The sequence below is a fragment of the Massilia horti genome (assembly GCF_004614195.1).
Lineage (GTDB): Bacteria > Pseudomonadota > Gammaproteobacteria > Burkholderiales > Burkholderiaceae_D > Telluria > Telluria horti.
Genome location: NZ_SPUM01000019.1, coordinates 35,296 through 52,421 on the forward strand (window position 1 = coordinate 35,296; position 17,126 = coordinate 52,421).

Consider the following 17,126-nt stretch of genomic DNA (forward strand, 5'->3'; position numbering starts at 1 on the left):
CGGTTCACTTACGGGTCGCGCGGCCGCGCAGCAGGCGCGGGATCGCGATCGTCACCAGCAGCAGCACGCCGACGGTGATGGTCATGTAGATGCCCGGGATGTTCGCCAGCGCCAGGCCGTAGGTCACCAGGCCCATAGTCAGCACCGCGAGCATCACGCCGCCAATGGTGCCGGCGCCACCGGCGATGGAGACGCCGCCCAGGATCACCATCGTGATCACTTCCAGCTCCCAGCCGGTGGCGATGTTCGGCCGCGTGCTGCCGATGCGCCCGGTCAGCAGGAACGCCGCCACGCCGGCCATGGCGCCGGTGAGCATGAACATGGCCAGACGGTAGCGGTCGACCGCGATGCCGGAGAAGCGGGCGGCGTCCGGGTTATTGCCGATCGCGTAGATACGGCGTCCCCAGGCGGTCGTGTGCAGCAGGACGGCGAACAGCGCCGCAAACACCAGCAGCACCACGAATTCACGCGGCACGATGCCGAAGAAGTAGCCTTGGCCCCAGTACGCCATCAGCGACGGGTAGCCGGTGAAGGCCTTGTCGCCCAGGACCACGCTTGCCAGGCCCCGGTACAGCGACATGGTGCCGATGGTGACCACGATCGAGGGCAGTGCGAATCGCGTGACCAGGAAGCCGTTGAAGAGGCCACAGGCGGTGCCGGTGGCCAGCGCCACGACCGGCAGCGCTTCGGCCGGCATGCCGGCGCCCTTGGCCAGGCCCATGGCGACCGACGACAGGGCCAGCGTGCCGGCCACCGAGATGTCGATCTCGCGGCAGATGATGAGCAGGGCCATCGGCAGCGCGATCAGCGCCTTTTCGCTGAAGTTCGAAGTCCCGTCGAGCAGGTTGTACAGGTCGAAGAAGTTCGGCAGCGCCACGCTGCCGGCCACGAAGATCAGTACCAGCAGCATGGCCAGCAGGCTTTCCCAGCGGCCGAGGATGGTCTTGAGCTTGACCGGCTCGCGGTCAAGGATGGTGTAGCGCGAGGTCTTTGGGGTCTGCATGATCGTGCCGATGTTCATGCGGCGCTCCTGTTGGCTTTCAGTTCACTCTGGTGCAGCGGCAGGATCTGGCGGCTGCGGTTGGCATTGCCGCGTGCGTTGATCAGCACCGCGACGAGGATGACGAAGCCAGTGAGCGCGCTCTGCCAGAACGGCGAGACCTGCAGCACCGGCAGCGCGTTGCTGATCACGGACAGGAACAGCGCGCCCAGCATGGCGCCAAGTACGGAGCCGACGCCGCCGGCGATGCTGACCCCGCCGATCACGCAGGCCGCGATTACGGTCAGCTCGAAGCCGTACGCGATCTCGGTATAGGCCACGGCGTAGCGCGCGACCCACAGGTAGCCGCAGAGGCCGGCCACCATGCCCGACAGGCCATAGGTCCATAGCAGGCGTTTGTTTGTCGCGATGCCGATGTAACCGGCGCAGTGGGGCGCGTTACCGATCGCGAACAGGTCACGGCCAAAACGCGTGTGGCGCGCGATGAAACCCATTGCCAGCATCGTGGCGGCAGCGATCCATACCAGGTGCGGCAGGCCGAACATGGGCGTGAGTGGAAACGCGATGAATTCAGGCGGCATCTGGTGCGCCGACACCCAGGCGCCGTTCGACAGGACGAACACCATGCCGCGGTAGACGCTCATGGTGCCCAGCGTGATCACGATCGGCGGCAGTTCCAGGTAGCCGATCAGCCAGCCGTTGACCAGGCCCAGCGCCAGGCCCACGAGCACCGCCGCCAGCACCACCAGCGGCAGCGGCAGGCCCGGGTTGTGCGATGCCAGCATTGCCGCGACCATGCCCGACAGGGCGAGGTTCGATGAGATCGACAGGTCGATGCCGCGGGTGACGATGACCAGCATCTGCGTCAGGGCCAGCATCACCAGCATTGTGCTGTCGGTGACCAGGTTGGCGAGCGAGGCGCCGGATACGAACACCGGCGCGCGCAGGCCCACCAGTAGCACCAGCGCCACGATCATCAGGGCGAGCAGCGGCTCGCGTTGTTTGAGCAGGTTCACGCTGCCACCTCCGTTGCAAGATCGGTTCCCGACGCGGCCGCGACCACGATTTCGGGCGTGGCGTCCAAGCGTTCGATGACGCGCTTGACGTGCCCCTGGTGCATCACCACGACGCGGTCGGCCAGGCCCAGCACCTCCGGCAGTTCGGACGACACCAGGATCACGGACAGGCCGCGCGTCACCAGCTCGCTGATGAAGCGGTGTACCGCGGCCTTGGAGCCGATGTCGATGCCCTTGGTCGGCTCGTCGAGAATGATCACCTTGGGGTTGGTGGCCAGCCACTTGCCCAGCACGACCTTCTGTTGGTTGCCGCCCGAGAGTTCGTTTACATTCTGGGCGAGGTGGTTGGCCTTCAGTTCCAGCTGCTCGGCGAAGTGGCGCGCAATCGCGGTTTCGACTGCGCGCCGGCGGCGCAGGAAGAAGCCGACCTGGTTCAGGATCGGCAGGGTGATGTTCTGCATGATCGGCAGTGTCAGGTGGGCACCGTGGTGCTGGCGGTCCTCCGGCACGTAGGCGATGCCGTGCGCGATCGCGTCGTTCGGGGAGGCGATCGAGACCTCCTTGCCTTCCATGCGCACCTTGCCGCTCACGTTGGAAGTCATGCCAAAGAGGGCCTGCATCACTTCCGAACGGCCGGCGCCAACCAAACCGTAGAAGCCCAGGATTTCGCCACGGCGAAGCGTGAAGCTGACCTTGTCGAATTCGGTCGGGTGGCAGAAGCTGTCGACTTCGAGCAGCGGCGCGCCGATCTGAACCTCGGCCTTGGGGTAGGCCTGGTGCACGGCGCGGCCGACCATCAGCGACACCAGCTCCGGCTCGGTGATCTCCGACAGCGCGCCTTCGGCCACGAAGTTCCCGTCGCGCAGGACGGTGTAGCGGTCGGCCACTTCGAAAATCTCGTCGAACTTGTGCGAGATGAAAATGACGGCGGTGCCGGCGGCCTTGAGCTGGCCGATGATGCGATACAGTTCGCGGATTTCACGCTGAGACAGCGCAGCGGTTGGCTCGTCCATGATCACCACCCGCGCATCCTGCGACAGGGCGCGTGCGATCTCGACAAAGTGGCGCTGCGCGACCGACAGGTCCTTGACCCGTGCGCGCACCGGCAGCGACACCTCAAGCCGCGCGAACAGCTTTTCGGCCTCGGACTCGATCCTGGCCCAGTCGATACGAGGCGGGAATCCTTTGGTTGGCTGGCGGCCGATGTAGATGTTCTCAGCCACGGAGAGCTCGTCGAACATCACGGTCTCCTGGTGGACCGCGGTGATCCCGGCCTGACTCGCTTCCTGCGGACTGCCGAACGAGACTGCCTTGCCATCGAGCGTGATGGTGCCGGCGTCGGGCTTGTAGATGCCGGTCAGCGTCTTGACGAGCGTGGACTTGCCGGCGCCGTTCTCGCCGATCAGCGCCATGACCTCGCCGGCGCGGATCGTCAGGGCCATTTCGTTGAGCGCGACAATGCCGCTGAAACGTTTGCAGATCCCGGAAAGCTGCAATACCGGGACATCCAGCCCGGCATCGGGCTGGCACAGGGGAGGGCTTGACACTTGTGTGACTGGCATACGGTTACGCGAACAGAAAGTGGTAGCGTCCGCCGTGGGGACGAGCACCCGCCGTCCCCGCTACCTGGCGGGAACGACGCGCTGCTGTCAACGGCGGCGGTAAAGCGTCAGAACATCTTGGCGAACTGCTCGACGTTTTCGGCGTTGTAGGTGAACGGCGGACCGAGCGCTGCTTCGCCGGTGCCGTCGATGTTCACGCTGCCCAGGCGGCCGACCTTGACGCTGCCGTTCGGCTTGGCGTCGGGCGCGCCCTTGACGAATTCGTTGGCGGCGTAGGTCGCGGCGTAGCCCAGGTCGATCGGGTTCCAGATCGCGAACTCCTTCACCGCGCCGCTCTTGACGTGGCCGGCCATTTCCGACGGCAGGCCCAGGCCCGTGACGAACACCTTGCCGACCAGCTTTTCATCCACCACTGCCTTGCTGGCGGCGACGATGCCCACCGTGGTCGGGGCGATGATCGCCTTCAGGTTCGGGTGGCTGCGCAAGAGGCCAATGGCCTCGCGGTAGCTCTTGTCGGACTGGTCGTCGCCGTACACGGTGGCCACCAGCTTCAGGTTTGCGTATTCGGGCTTTTCCAGCACCTTCTTCATCACGCCGATCCAGATGTTCTGGTTGGTCGCTTGCGCGGATGCCGACAGGATTGCGATCTCGCCTTCGCCGCCGATGGCCTTGGCCGCCATCTGGATCTGCTTTTCGCCGATCAGGTCGGCGTTCGACGGAGACAGCTGCATCAGGCGGCCTTCTGGCGCCAGGCCGCTGTCGAACGAGATCACCTTGATGCCGCGCTGGATGGCCTTGGTGGTGATCGGCACCAGTGCGTTCGGGTCATTGGCCGAGATGACGATCGCGTCGACCTTCTGGCTGATCAGCGAATTGATGATCTCGATCTGGCCTTCGGCGCTGGGCGTGGTGGGGCCGGTGTAGATCACCTCGACGTTACCCAGTTCCTTGGCCGCTTCGTCGGCGCCCTGGTGGGCCGCGTCGAAGAAGCCGTTACCCAGGTTCTTCACGACCATGGCGATGCGGGTCTTGTCGCTCTTCTTTTCACAGGCGGACAGGCACGCCAGCATGCCGATGGCCACGACCGCGAGCAGGAGTTTATTGAGTTTCAATGCGATGTCTCCGTCTGAAGAATGGCCGCGGACTGCAGGTCATAGGCCGGGTTGAAGTGGGGGGCGCACAGGTCGGGCGCGATCTCGTCAGGCGGAACCGTCACCACCTTGACGCCGTACTGCTCGAGCAGTTGCACCGCGCTGTCGGAGGCGTCGGTATCGGTGATCACGTAGGACACGCGATCCAGCCCGCACAGGATCAGGCCGGCCTTCTTGGCGAATTTGGAGCTGTCGGCCAGCACCACCAGTTCCTCGGCCTGGCTGATCAAGCGCTTTTCGGCCTGGATCAGCAGCGGGTCGGCTTCCATCAGTCCCAGCAGCGACAGGCCGTAGACGCTCATGAACATCTTGCCGGCGTAGTGGTGCTGGGTAATGTCGTTGTCGAACGGGGAAAGGATCACGTTCTGCTCACGGTAGACCTTGCCACCGGGGACGATGATCTCGTTTTCGCTCGTCACCAGCAGGCGCTCGGCCATCAGGAACGAGTTGGTCAGGATCTTCAGGTGCTTGTTGGCCAGGAACTCGGCCATCATGAACGTGGTCGTGCCGCCGTTGATGATGATGGTTTCGCCGTCCTGGCACATGGAAGCGGCCTGGCGTGCGATCGCGCGCTTGCGCGCCGCGAAGCATTGAATGTTGTTCTGGAAAGTTTCGCTCGACAGTGCGAACTGGCGTTTTTTCGGCAGCAGGTTTTCCGCTCCGCCGCGGGTGCGCGTAAGCAGGTTACGCGCGGCCAGCCAACTGATATCGCGTCGCACCGTCGCCGGGGACGCGCTGAGCCATTCGACAAGCTGTTGTACTGTCGCTGCCTGATGTTCGGCGAGCAGCTTCAGCAAACGTTTGCGGCGTTTGTGATTCACCATTTGTCTCCTCCGATTGTGCCGTCTGTATTTACGCGGCTTTCACAATAGTCAATCCAACGATGGCCGCTTTTGTGTTGGGGAAAGATTAATCAGTTCAGGCCGTATGGTCAATCAGCAATCGATCAGATCGTTGATTGTTTCTCGAATCTGCAACGGAGAGTTGCTCAAATTGATCAAGCGGATGATTAATTCTGTCTTGGTCATTAAGTTGATTGTTTCTGTGTTGACACTGATTGCTTCGCTGATTTCTACTTGGCTCGGTTGCCAGTGCGATGCTTTTGTCGTGGATGGCAAGGATGGAATTCGCAACGCATAGACCGCCGCATCGCTTGAATGGCGGCACAACTCACACGGAGACTTTTTTGATGAGCGCAATGAGTGAAACAAAGCAGAAGGAACCGATTACGTCGCGCTGGGACGATCAGGTTGCCGCAAGCCTGAGCGAACCGGAGCTGTTACTGTACCGGTCCAACCTGCTGGGCTCTGACCTGCGCATTACTAACTTCGGCGGGGGCAATACTTCCGCCAAGATCATGATGACCGATCCGCTGTCGGGCGGACAAACCGAGGTGCTGTGGGTCAAGGGCTCGGGCGGCGACCTGGGCAGCATCAAGCTGGACGGCTTCTCGACCCTCTACATGGACAAGCTGCAGGCGCTCAAGAACCGCTACCGCGGCCTCGAGCACGAAGACGAGATGGTCGGCTACCTGCCGCACTGCACCTTTAACCTGAACCCGCGCGCGGCCTCGATCGACACCCCGCTGCACGCCTACATCAACCGCAAGCATGTTGACCACATGCACCCGGACTCGGTGATCGCGATTGCTGCCTGCAAGAACAGCAAGACGCTGACCGAAAAGATCTTCGAAGGCGAACTGGGCTGGCTGCCGTGGCAGCGCCCGGGCTACGACCTGGGCCTGAAGCTGGAAAAACTGTCGCAGGAACAACCGCATCTGAAGGGCATCGTGCTCGAAGGTCACGGCCTGTTCACCTGGGGCGACACGGCCAAGGATTGCTACGAGACCACCCTGGCCATCATCAAGCGGGCCGAAGACTGGCTGGCAGCCAACATCCAGCAGCCGGTGTTTGGCGGCCAGAAATACCAGGCACTGCCGGCCGCCGAGCGTTCGGTCCTGGCTGCTCGCCTGATGCCTCTGCTGCGCGGCAAGATCAGCAAGGACGAGTTCAAGCTCGGCCATTTCGACGACAGCGATGCAGTGCTGCAGTTCGTTTGCAGCGCCGACCTGGCTCCGCTGGCCGCGCTCGGCACTTCCTGCCCGGACCACTTCCTGCGCACCAAAATCCGTCCGCTGGTCCTCGATTTCGATCCGACGGCCCCGAACTTTGATCGCCTGGTGAGCAGCCTTGATCAGGCGCTGGACGCGTACCGCGCCGACTACACCGCGTACTACGAGCGCTGCAAGCGCGCAACGAGCCCGAAGGTTCGTGACGCCAACCCGATCATCTACCTGATCCCGGGCGTGGGCATGCTGTCGTTCGCCAAGGACAAGGCTACCGCCCGCATCGCCGGCGAGTTCTACGTCAATGCGATCAACGTGATGCGCGGCGCCAACGGCGTCGACAGCTATGTCGGCCTGCCGGAGCAGGAAGCCTTCGACATCGAATACTGGCTGCTCGAAGAAGCCAAGCTGCAGCGCATGCCCAAGCCGAAGAGCCTGGCTGGCCGCATCGCGCTGGTCACCGGCGGCGCCGGCGGCATCGGCCAGGCGGTGGCACGCCAGCTGCTGCAGGAAGGCGCTTGCGTGATGCTGACCGATATCGACACCGAGGCGCTGGGCCAGGCGCACCAGGACCTGGTCAAGGTAGCCGGCAAGGACAGCATCGCCACCGTGCGCGGCAACATCACCTCGGAAGAGGACGTCGCTTCGGTTCTCGCGGCCACCGCGCTGCGCTTTGGCGGCGTGGACCTGCTGGTGTCCAACGCCGGCATCGCCTCCGCCGCGCCGCTGGACGAAACCACGCTGGAAATCTGGAAGCGCAACCAGGACATTCTGGTCACCGGCTACTTCCTGGTCAGCCGCGGTGCGTTCCAGGTGATGAAGCAGCAGCAACTGGGCGGCAGCATGGTGTTCGTCGCGTCCAAGAACGGTTTGGTGGCATCGGCCGGCGCGTCCGCCTACTGCACCGCCAAGGCGGCTGAAATCCACCTGGCACGCTGCATCGCGCTGGAAGGCGCCGAGCACGGCATTCGCGTAAACGTCGTCAACCCGGACGCAGTGATCCGCGGTTCCCGCATCTGGGACGGCAAGTGGAAGGAAGAACGTGCCGCATCGAACAAGATCGGCACCGACGACGTGGAGGAGTTCTACCGCAAGCGCAGCATGCTCAAGCGCAGTGTTCTGCCGGAAGACATCGCGGAAGCCGTCTACTTCCTGTGCAGCGACAAGTCGGCCAAGAGCACCGGCAACGTCCTGAACGTGGATGCAGGCAACGCCGCGGCGTTCACTCGTTAAAATAAGGCAACAAAGAAAGCGGCGGGCCCCAGCCGGGGTACCGCCACGGATGCACAAGGAGACATCATGAGTACAGTGATTGACGCCGGCCAGGTGGCCGAACACAACGCCAAGCTGCAAGCGCAACTGCAGGCCGACTACGACGCGCTCGGCGGCATGCTGGCGCGCCGTGGCCAGGACATCGAAGAGCTCACTTCGCTTGCCCAGGGCTTCGCGGTCGCGGTGCCGAGCTGGGGCGTGGGCACTGGCGGCACGCGCTTTGCGCGCTTCCCGGGTCGCGGCGAACCGCGCAACGTGTTCGAAAAGCTGGACGACTGCGGCGTGATCAATCAACTGACGCGCGCCACCCCGAGCGTATCGCTGCACTTCCCGTGGGATAAGCCGACCGACGCCAAAGAGCTGCGCGACAAGGCCGCGAGCCTGGGCCTCTTCTTTGACGCCGTCAACTCCAACACATTCCAGGACCAGGTTGGCCAGGAACAGACCTACAAATACGGCAGCCTGACCGCCGGCAGCGCCGAGGTGCGCGCCCAGGCCGTCGCACACAACATCGAATGCATCGAGCTGGGCAAGACCCTCGGCTCGCGGGCGCTGACCGTGTGGGTCGGCGACGGCGCCAACTTCCCAGGCCAGCACAACCTGCGCGGCGCGCTCGAGCGCTACCTGGACAGCATGCGCAAGATCTACGCCGCGCTGCCGGAAGACTGGAACGTCTTCATCGAGCACAAACTGTTCGAGCCAGCGTTCTACGCCACCACCATCGCCGACTGGGGCACCAGCTTTGCCTGCGCCACCGAACTCGGCCCCAAGGCCAAGTGCCTGGTCGACCTTGGCCACCACGCCCCGAACACCAACATCGAGATGATCGTCGCGCGCCTCGCGCAGTTCGGCAAACTCGGCGGCTTCCACTTCAACGACAGCAAATACGGCGACGACGACCTGGATTCTGGCTCGATCAACCCGTTCCAGCTGTTCCTGGTCTTTAACGAGCTGGCCGATGCGGCCCTGCGCGACGGCGCGGCCTTCAAGCCGAGCTACATGCTCGACCAGTCGCACAACGTGACCGACCCGGTCGAAAGCCTGATGAACAGCGCAGTCGAAGTGCAGCGCGCCTTCGTGCAGGCGGCGCTGGTGGACCGCGCCGCGCTGGCCGTCTACCAGCAGCAGAACGACGCGCTGCAGGCCGCCCAGACCTTGAAGCACGCGTTCCGCACCGACGTCAGCCCGATCCTGGCAATGGCGCGCGTGCGTGCTGGCGGCGCCGCCGACCCGGTGGCTTGCTACCGCGCGAGCGGATACCGCGACCGCGTAGCCGGCATGCGTCCGGCCAAGGCTGGCGCAAGCAGCAGCGGCATCGTCTGATCGCGAAGCCAAAGACCCAGGCTCTGTCCGCCGAAATCCGTAGGGTGCGCACCCGTGCGCACGCTGTACGGCCGCTCAGTGTTGGCCAGGACAAAGCCTGAAAACCCGCGCGCCGCTCACCCCGGTGCGCGTTGCCACATCCGCCCCTTCAGGAGACCACCGAATGAGCAAGCGCTTCTCGAGCAAGCCGTTCGCAGCCTGCGTCGCCCCGTGCGCGCTGGCCGCTGCGCTGCTTTGCGCCTCGATTGCACACGCCGGCAGCACCGCGCCCGCACCCGTCATTTCCAACAAAATTTCAGACGTCGCCGCCCGGCTGGCATCGCCGCCAAGCGATGCCCGTCCCATGATGCGCTGGTGGTGGTTCGGCCCCGCCGTGAACAACGCCGAGCTTGAGCGCGAAATCCGTGCGATGAAGGCCGGCGGCTTTGGCGGCTTCGAGATCCAGCCGGTGTACCCGATGGAGCTGGACGATCCTGCGCGTGGCATCAAAAACGTTCCCTACCTGTCGCCCGAATTCCTCGACTCCGTCAGCTTTGCCAACCGCACTGGCCGTGCCAACGGCATGCGCGTGGACATTACGCTGGGCAGCGGCTGGCCGTACGGCGGCCCGCACATCAGCGCGCAAAACGCCGCCGCGCGTCTGCGCCTGGCAACCAGCGAACTGCCGGCCAATGCGACAAGCTTTGCGCTGCCGGCCATCATGAGCGGTGAAAAGCTGATCGCCACCTTTGTGGGCGAGGGCAGCGGCAAGGACTTCGACGCCACGCGCCTGCAAATGGTGCAGCCGGAGAAGGGCAGCAATGGCCGCGCCACGCTCAAGCCTGCCGCGACGCCGCGCGTAGTGGTGTTCTATGTCGCCACCCGCACCGGCCAGCAGGTCAAGCGCGCTGCGCTGAACGCCGAAGGCTTCGTGATGGACCACCTGAGCCACAACGCGGTCGACCATCACTTGAAGGTTGTGGCCGAACCCCTGCTCAAGGCCTTTGGCGACGAGCCGCCTTACGCCGTGTTCTCCGACAGCCTGGAAGTGTACGGCACCGACTGGACCGACAACTTCCTGGACGAATTCAAAAAGCGCCGCGGCTACGACCTGACGCCGCACCTGCCCGCGATCTTCTCCGGCAAGGGTGAAGACGCCGGCGCGGTGCGCCACGACTGGGCACTTACCCAGACTGAACTCGTCAACGAGCGTTACCTCACGCGAATCGACGACTGGGCCAAGAAGCACAACACCCAGTTCCGCTCCCAGACCTACGGCGAACCGCCGGTGTCGATGTCGAGCAACCGCCTGGTGGCACTGCCGGAAGGCGAAGGCCCGCAGTTCCGTGCGTTCTCGTTCACGCGCCTGGCCACGTCGGCCGGCCACCTGTACGGCCGCCCGGTGATCTCGGCCGAAACCTGGACCTGGCTCAATTCGCCCGCGTTCAGCGCCACGCCGCTCGACATGAAGGCCGAGGCCGACCGCATGCTGCTCGAAGGCGTGAACCTGTTTGTGGGCCACGGCTGGCCGTACACGCCGCCGGGCACGTTGGAGCCGGGTTACGGTTTCTATGCCGCCGCCGTGTTCAACGACCACAACCCGTGGTGGAACGTGATGCCGGAGGTGACCAGCTACCTGACGCGCATGAGCTACCTGATGCGCCAGGGCGAACCCGCCAACCAGGTTGCGGTGCTGCTGCCTAATGACGATGCGTATGCCGAACTGGCGCCGGGCAAGGTGTCGCTGTCGGCGGCGCTGCACAAGTACGTCACCCCCGAGCTGACCGCGCAGATCCTGGACTGCGGCCACAACCTCGATTACGTCGACGCCGAATCCATCCTCGGGCTGGGCGTGCGCCATCCGGTGCTGGTGATGCCGCGCGTGACGCGTCTGTCGCCCGAAGTGATGGCCAAGCTCGCCGACTACGTCAAGGGCGGCGGCAAGATCATTGCGGTGGGCAGTACGCCATCGCTGGCGCCGGGCTTCGTGGACGCCAAGCGCATCTCGGAACAGGTGGCGCAGGCATCGAAGGCACTGTTCGCATCGGGCGCGAACGTCATGCAGGTGGCGGACGACGCCTCGGTGGGCCCGGCACTCAAGGCGATGCTGGCACCTGACTTGCAGTTGTCGGCCAACGTCTCGGACGTGGGCTTCGTGCGCCGCAAGCTGGCTGATGCCGACATCTACTTCATTGCCAACACCAGCAACCACGACGTGAGCGCGACCGCCGACGTTGGCGCCAAGCGCAAGGCTGCTGCCTGGCTCGACCCGGACAGCGGCAAGCTGTCGCGGGCGACCCTGCCGGCCGACCTCAAGCTGGCGCCGTACGAATCGCGCGTGCTGGTGCTGTCCGATGCGCCGCTGGCTGCCGACGTCGCAAAGCGCACCGCCGCGCCTGCCGTGCTGGCGGACCTGAGCCAGGACTGGAAGGTCAGCTTCCCCGGCCAGGCCAAACCGGTGGCCATGAAGCAGCTGCGTTCGTGGACCGATGACGAATCGACCCGCTACTTCTCGGGCGAAGCCGTGTACAGCAAGGAAGTGAAGCTTAACGCGTCGCAGCTCGCAGGCAACCGTGTGGTGCTCGACTTCGGCCACGGAACTGCGCTGGCCACGACGCCCAAGGTCCCGTCTGGTATGCGCGCCATGCTCGAAAGCCCGCTGCGCGAGGCCGCCCAGGTCTACGTCAACGGCAAGCGTGCCGGCGCGGTCTGGCATCCGCCGTACCGGGTCGATGTAACGCCGCTGCTCACCAGCGGCACCAACAAGATCGAGGTACGCGTGGCCAACCTTGGGCTCAACACGCTGGCCGGGCACGCGCTGCCGGACTACCGCCTGCTGTCGCTGCGCTACGGCGAGCGCTTCAAACCGCAGGATACGGAACTGATCGCGCCGCGTCCGTCCGGCATGCTCGGTCCGGTCAAACTGGTCGGGGAGAAGATCCAATGATGAACGCATTCAAACCAATCGCGCTGGCCACCGCGCTTGCGCTGGCGTCAAGCTTCGGCTACGCCGCAGACTTCAACGCGGCGAAGTACGGCGCCAAGGGCGACGGCACGTCCATGAACACGGCCGCAATCCAGAAGGCGATCGACGCCGCCGCGAAGAAGGGCGGCACGGTGGTGTTCCCGGCCGGGACCTACCTGACCGGCTCGATCTTCGTGAAGTCCGGGGTCACCCTCAAGCTGGACAAGGGCGTGACCCTGCTCGGCTCGCAGGACATCAAGGACTACCCGATGATGCCGACCCGGATCGCAGGCATCGAGATGACCTGGCCAGCCGCGCTGGTCAACGTCTACAAACAGAAGAAGGCGGCGATCGTCGGCGAAGGCACGATTGACGGCGACGGCAAGGTGTTCTGGGACAGCTACTGGTCGCTGCGCAAAGAGTACGAACCACGTGGCCTGCGCTGGGCGTCGGACTACGACGCGCGCCGGCCGCGGCTGGTGCAGGTGTTCGATTCGTCGGACATCAAGGTCGGCGGGGGCCTCTTGATGCGCCGCTCGGGCTTCTGGACCCTGCACGTGTGCTATTCAAGTGACGTGACGGTCGACGGCGTCGTCATCCGTAACAACGAGGATGGCCACGGCCCGTCGACCGACGGCATCGACATCGACTCGTCGCGCAAGGTGCTGGTCGCGAATGCGGACATCACGGTCAACGACGACGCGCTGGTGATGAAGGCCGGGCGCGATGCCGACGGCCTGCGCGTGGCGCGTCCAACCGAAGACGTGGTGGTGCGCGATTCAATCGTGCGCGCCGGCGCCGCCGGCTTCACCTTCGGCAGCGAGACGTCGGGGGGCTTTCGCAACATCGAAGCTTACAACATCACGGTCGAGGGCAAGGTGCCGGTCGGGATCCTGTTCAAGTCGGCGCACACGCGCGGCGGCTGGGGTGAAAACCTGCGCCTGCACGACTTTACGATGACCGGCATTCCGGTCGCCGTGCGCGTGACGATGAACTGGAACCCGTCCTACAGCTACGCCAAGATCCCGGAGACCGAAACCAACGTGCCGCCATACTGGAAAGTGCTGGCTACGCCGGTGCCCAAGGAGCAGGGCATTGCCCACTTCCACGACGTGAAGATCTGGAACATCAAGGCGACGGGCGCCAAGACCGCGTTCGAGGTCGACGGCTACCCGCACGCGCCGCTGCAGCGCTTCCAATTTTCCGGTCTGGACATCGAGGCCGAAAAGGGCGGCCACATCAACGACGCCCAGGACTGGACCTTCACCGACACCACGCTCAAGCTGGGCACCAAGGTTGAGGTGGGCCAAGCCAGCACTGTGACCGGCCTGCCGGCGGGCAGTTTCGAAATCCGCGCGCCGCGCCAGAAGGAAGACCCATCGAAGAAGAGTTTCGCAGAACAGGACAAGACGTGATGACCACCAAACCACGACTGGCGGCACTGTCCGCCGCGCTCGCCTTCGCCGCCTTTCCGGCGCTCGCGCAGAACTACCCCCAGCCCACGCCGGCCATGCAGGCGATCATCGACAAGGACACCAGCCGCCACTTTGGCGATGCGCCGGAGTCCGCCGGCCCTTACGCGACCGACTTGTCGCCGGCAATTGAGCCCGCGGCCATCGACAAGGCGCTGCGCAAGGTCGCCGACTGGCAGCTTGAGCGCTCCAGGCCGCACTGGGACCGCATCTGGACTTCTAGCGTGATGTACACGGGCTTCATGGCCGCATCGGAAGCGACGGGCGATCCGAAATACCGCAACGCCATGTTCGAGATGGCCAAGCACTTCGACTTCCAGCTGCGTGACCGCCTGCCGAACGCCGACGACCTGTCGATCGCCCAGGTCTACATCGACCTGTATGTGCAGGAGAAGCGCCCATCGCTGCTGAACCTGACAAAGGCGGAGATGGAAGACCTGCTGCCGCTGGCAACCCTCAAGCCCAAGGACGCGCGCATCCCCTGGTGGTGGTGCGACGCGCTGTTCATGGCGCCGCCGGTATGGGCCAAGATGTACAAGGTGACCGGCGAACGCAAGTACCTGGACTACATGCACCTGAACTGGAAGCGTACCTACGACCTCCTGTGGGACAAAGAGGAACGCCTGTACTTGCGCGACGCCAGCTACGCCACCAAGCGCGAGCCGAACGGCAAGAAGATGTTCTGGTCGCGTGGCGAGGGCTGGGTGATGGGCGGCCTGGCGCGCGTGCTCGACTACATTCCGGCGGATGACCCGCAGCGCGGCTTCTACGTGCGGCAGTTGCGCGACATGTCGGACAAGATCGCGAGCCTGCAGGGACCTGATGGGCTGTGGCATGCCGGCCTGCTCGACCCGGCCACCTATCCGCTGCCTGAAGTATCGGGCTCGGCGCTGTTCGTGTACGGCATGGCCTACGGCGTGAACAACGGACTGCTGGACGCAGAAAAGTACAAGCCCGTGATTGCGCGCGCCTGGGCCGGCATCCTGAAGAATGTCTACGCGGACGGCCGCGTCGGCAACATCCAGCAGACCGGGGCAGAGCCGGCGTTCTATCGCCCGACTTCCAGCTTCAACTATGGTGTGGGCGCGTTCATGCTCGCTGCGTCGGAGCTGAAGAAGATGGCGGCGGGAGGCTCCAAATGATCGGCCGCGCGTTCCGGATGAAGCTCAAGCCGGGTACGGTGGAGGAGTACAAGCGCCGGCACGACGAGATCTGGCCGGAGCTCGTGGATCTGCTCAAGAACTCAGGCATCTACGACTACTCGATTTTTTTGGACGAAGAGACTCTGCACCTGTTCGCCGTGCTCAAGCTCTGGCCCGACCAGAACATCGCTGCATTGCCGGAGCATCCGGTCATGCGGCGCTGGTGGGACCACATGGCCGACCTGATGGAGGTCGAGCCGGGCAACCGTCCGCGCGAGTGGCCGTTGGTGCAGATGTTCCACCTGGCGTGAGAACTTCGTAGGGTGGGGACCGCGCACCTCACGGCTTGCCGAGGGCGTAGGGTGCGCACCAGTGCGCACGCGGTACGGCTGCTCAGTGTTGGCCCCTATCTGACCGCATCAAGCAGCCCCCGCTCACGCAGCCATTCCTCTGCGCGGCGCGGCCAGTTCGACGCCGTACCCAGCCCCGGTTTCATTCCCATTCCATGCGCCCCATGCTCGAACAAGTACATCTCCGCTGGCACCGCGGCCCGCGTAAGCGCCTGATAGAACATGATGCTGTTCTCAACCGGCACCGACTTGTCCTCCTGCGTGTGGATCAGCAGCGTTGGCGGCGTATCCTTGGTTACCTGCTTTTCAACCGACATCAGCTGCACGGTTTCCGCCGAGGGCGCCCCTCCGATCAGCGCCTTGCGCGACCCCGTGTGCACCGCCGGCCCATCCATCGTGATGACCGGATACATCAGCATCAAAAAATCCGGCCTGGCGCTGACCGCATCGAGCTGCGCCCCAGTGCGGCCGAGCGGATTGTCGAACAGGGTGCCGGCAGTAGCCGCGAGATGACCGCCCGCCGAACTGCCCATCACGCCGATGCGGTCCGCACGAACGTGGAACTCCGCCGCCTTCGAGCGAACCAGCCGCACCGCGCGCAGCACGTCCTGCAGCGGCGCCGGGTGGCCGAATTCCTGCAGCCGGTACTTGAGCACGAAGCTGGTCACTCCCAAGGTGCTGAGCCAGGTGGCATACTGTTCGCCTTCGCGTTGGAACGATTCGCGTACGTAGCCGCCGCCCGGACAGATGATGACGGCGGTGCCGTTCTGCCGGTCGACCGCAGGGCCGTACACGGTGATGGTCGGCTCGCTGATGTTCGACACGCGGCCGTTTTCAAAGCGTTCCGGTCCCAGTGCGGGCTTGGCGCCGGGTACGCCTTCCGGCCAAAGCGGCAGCACCTTGGGCGCGGCCTGGGACAGGGGCAGGGCGGCGGCAAGCAGCAGGGCAAGTGCAATTCTCTTCATCGTGTCTCCAGTTTTTTCAACTTACAGCAGGGTTCAACATGGTAAAAGCATCTTACGTTTTCGGGGTACTGGCAATCGCGGCATTGACTGGCTGCGCCAGCACTTCACGGCCGCTGTTCAACGGCCAGGACTTCAAGGACTTTGACCTGGTCACCACGCCCGTCGCGGCGCCCGAGTCGGTGTACTCGATGCAGCCAAATGGCGTGATCGCGGTGGCCGGCAAGCCGTCCGGCTACTTCGCCACTCGTGAAAGCTACGCCGACTACAAGCTGCATGTCGAATGGCGCTGGAGCGGCAAGCCTGGCAATTCTGGCTTTTTGCTGCACGTTGCGTCCGGACCGAAGGACGGGGTGTGGCCGCTGAGCCAGCAGGTGCAGACCAAGCATGGATTCGTGGGCGATCTGCTGCCGATGGCGGGCGCCAGCTTCGTCGAGCCGCTCACCACCGCGCCTGGAGCCTACCCCAAGATCAAGGCCAAGATGGCGGCGGACAGCGAAAAGCCGGCCGGTGAATGGAACGTGGTCGACGTGCTGGCGCGCGACGGCGTGATCGAGGTGACGGTCAATGGCGTGCTGCAAAACCGGGTGACTGGGGCCAATCCGCGCGAGGGCAAGATCGGCTTTCAGCTCGAAGGGGCGCCGTATGAGCTGCGCAATGTGACCATCACTCCTATCCCGTAGGGTGCGCACCCCGTGCGCACGCGGATGCAAACTCTGCGCAACCGTACCGCGTAATGTGACCATCACACCTATCCCGTAGGGTGCGCACCCCGTGCGCGCGCGGATGCAAACTCTGCGCAACCGTACCGCGTGCGCACAGGTGCGCACCCTAACGGTCATTGCAGAGCGTGCCACCCCGGCGCAT

The 17,126-nt window shown here is 64.4% G+C and carries 13 protein-coding genes; 7 read left to right on the forward strand and 6 right to left on the reverse strand.

Annotated features, from left to right (window positions below; translation table 11 throughout):
- Positions 1–4 precede the first annotated feature (4 nt).
- From E4O92_RS02900 to E4O92_RS02920, 5 genes are all read right to left on the reverse strand, one after another.
- Positions 5–1,021 carry an ABC transporter permease gene (locus E4O92_RS02900; protein WP_135188248.1) on the reverse strand — a complete coding sequence of 339 codons (1,017 nt, stop codon included), beginning with the start codon at positions 1,019–1,021 and terminating at the stop codon, positions 5–7.
- Complete coding sequence (locus E4O92_RS02905; protein WP_229482978.1) at positions 1,018–2,016, reverse strand: ABC transporter permease; 999 nt, start codon at positions 2,014–2,016, stop codon at positions 1,018–1,020. The genes E4O92_RS02900 and E4O92_RS02905 overlap by 4 nt, the downstream gene beginning before the upstream one ends.
- Positions 2,013–3,578 carry a sugar ABC transporter ATP-binding protein gene (locus E4O92_RS02910; protein WP_135188249.1) on the reverse strand — a complete coding sequence of 522 codons (1,566 nt, stop codon included), beginning with the start codon at positions 3,576–3,578 and terminating at the stop codon, positions 2,013–2,015. Before E4O92_RS02910 ends, E4O92_RS02905 begins: the two co-directional genes overlap by 4 nt.
- A gap of 107 nt (positions 3,579–3,685) precedes the next feature.
- Positions 3,686–4,690: a rhamnose ABC transporter substrate-binding protein gene (gene rhaS / locus E4O92_RS02915; RefSeq protein WP_229482980.1), complete on the reverse strand. Its 1,005-nt coding sequence runs from the start codon at positions 4,688–4,690 to the stop codon at positions 3,686–3,688.
- Complete coding sequence (locus E4O92_RS02920) at positions 4,687–5,553, reverse strand: DeoR/GlpR family DNA-binding transcription regulator (RefSeq protein ID WP_135188250.1); 867 nt, start codon at positions 5,551–5,553, stop codon at positions 4,687–4,689. Before E4O92_RS02920 ends, rhaS begins: the two co-directional genes overlap by 4 nt.
- Before the next feature lie 365 nt (positions 5,554–5,918).
- Between E4O92_RS02920 and E4O92_RS02925 the strand changes: the two genes are divergently transcribed.
- The 6 genes from E4O92_RS02925 to E4O92_RS02950 all read left to right on the forward strand — a co-directional run bounded on the left by E4O92_RS02925 (position 5,919) and on the right by E4O92_RS02950 (position 15,258).
- Positions 5,919–8,027 carry a bifunctional rhamnulose-1-phosphate aldolase/short-chain dehydrogenase gene (locus E4O92_RS02925; RefSeq protein WP_135188251.1) on the forward strand — a complete coding sequence of 703 codons (2,109 nt, stop codon included), beginning with the start codon at positions 5,919–5,921 and terminating at the stop codon, positions 8,025–8,027.
- A 66-nt stretch (positions 8,028–8,093) separates the two neighbouring features.
- Positions 8,094–9,389 (forward strand): L-rhamnose catabolism isomerase, encoded by a 1,296-nt coding sequence (gene rhaI / locus E4O92_RS02930; protein WP_135188252.1) that lies wholly within the window; start codon positions 8,094–8,096, stop codon positions 9,387–9,389.
- Between the two features lie 163 nt (positions 9,390–9,552).
- Positions 9,553–12,315 (forward strand): glycosyl hydrolase, encoded by a 2,763-nt coding sequence (locus tag E4O92_RS02935; RefSeq protein ID WP_135188253.1) that lies wholly within the window; start codon positions 9,553–9,555, stop codon positions 12,313–12,315.
- Entirely contained in the window at positions 12,312–13,748 is a 1,437-nt protein-coding gene (locus tag E4O92_RS02940; RefSeq protein WP_135188254.1) for a glycoside hydrolase family 28 protein, read from the forward strand. The genes E4O92_RS02935 and E4O92_RS02940 overlap by 4 nt, the downstream gene beginning before the upstream one ends.
- Positions 13,748–14,947: a glycoside hydrolase family 88/105 protein gene (locus tag E4O92_RS02945; protein ID WP_135188255.1), complete on the forward strand. Its 1,200-nt coding sequence runs from the start codon at positions 13,748–13,750 to the stop codon at positions 14,945–14,947. Before E4O92_RS02940 ends, E4O92_RS02945 begins: the two co-directional genes overlap by 1 nt.
- Entirely contained in the window at positions 14,944–15,258 is a 315-nt protein-coding gene (locus tag E4O92_RS02950; RefSeq protein WP_135188256.1) for an L-rhamnose mutarotase, read from the forward strand. The genes E4O92_RS02945 and E4O92_RS02950 overlap by 4 nt, the downstream gene beginning before the upstream one ends.
- A 95-nt stretch (positions 15,259–15,353) precedes the next feature.
- Here the strand turns inward: E4O92_RS02950 and E4O92_RS02955 are convergent, their stop codons facing one another.
- On the reverse strand, positions 15,354–16,262 hold the full coding sequence (locus E4O92_RS02955) for an alpha/beta hydrolase (RefSeq protein WP_135188257.1): 909 nt from the start codon (positions 16,260–16,262) through the stop codon (positions 15,354–15,356).
- Positions 16,263–16,300: 38 nt separating this feature from the next.
- On the opposite strand from E4O92_RS02955, the gene E4O92_RS02960 reads away from it, so the two are divergent.
- Positions 16,301–16,942, forward strand: a complete 642-nt coding sequence (locus tag E4O92_RS02960; RefSeq protein WP_135188258.1) for a 3-keto-disaccharide hydrolase — start codon at positions 16,301–16,303, stop codon at positions 16,940–16,942.
- The last annotated feature ends 184 nt before the right edge of the window (positions 16,943–17,126 follow it).

Bases quoted from the DNA above. Each gene is read 5' to 3' on its own strand.
- E4O92_RS02900 (WP_135188248.1), bottom strand. From the start codon at position 1,021: ATGAACATCGGCACGATCATGCAGACCCCAAAGACCTCGCGCTACACC.
- E4O92_RS02910 (WP_135188249.1), bottom strand. From the start codon at position 3,578: ATGCCAGTCACACAAGTGTCAAGCCCTCCCCTGTGCCAGCCCGATGCC.
- E4O92_RS02920 (WP_135188250.1), bottom strand. From the start codon at position 5,553: ATGGTGAATCACAAACGCCGCAAACGTTTGCTGAAGCTGCTCGCCGAA.
- E4O92_RS02925 (WP_135188251.1), top strand. From the start codon at position 5,919: ATGAGCGCAATGAGTGAAACAAAGCAGAAGGAACCGATTACGTCGCGC.
- rhaI (WP_135188252.1), top strand. From the start codon at position 8,094: ATGAGTACAGTGATTGACGCCGGCCAGGTGGCCGAACACAACGCCAAG.
- E4O92_RS02935 (WP_135188253.1), top strand. From the start codon at position 9,553: ATGAGCAAGCGCTTCTCGAGCAAGCCGTTCGCAGCCTGCGTCGCCCCG.
- E4O92_RS02940 (WP_135188254.1), top strand. From the start codon at position 12,312: ATGATGAACGCATTCAAACCAATCGCGCTGGCCACCGCGCTTGCGCTG.
- E4O92_RS02945 (WP_135188255.1), top strand. From the start codon at position 13,748: ATGACCACCAAACCACGACTGGCGGCACTGTCCGCCGCGCTCGCCTTC.
- E4O92_RS02950 (WP_135188256.1), top strand. From the start codon at position 14,944: ATGATCGGCCGCGCGTTCCGGATGAAGCTCAAGCCGGGTACGGTGGAG.
- E4O92_RS02955 (WP_135188257.1), bottom strand. From the start codon at position 16,262: ATGAAGAGAATTGCACTTGCCCTGCTGCTTGCCGCCGCCCTGCCCCTG.
- E4O92_RS02960 (WP_135188258.1), top strand. From the start codon at position 16,301: ATGGTAAAAGCATCTTACGTTTTCGGGGTACTGGCAATCGCGGCATTG.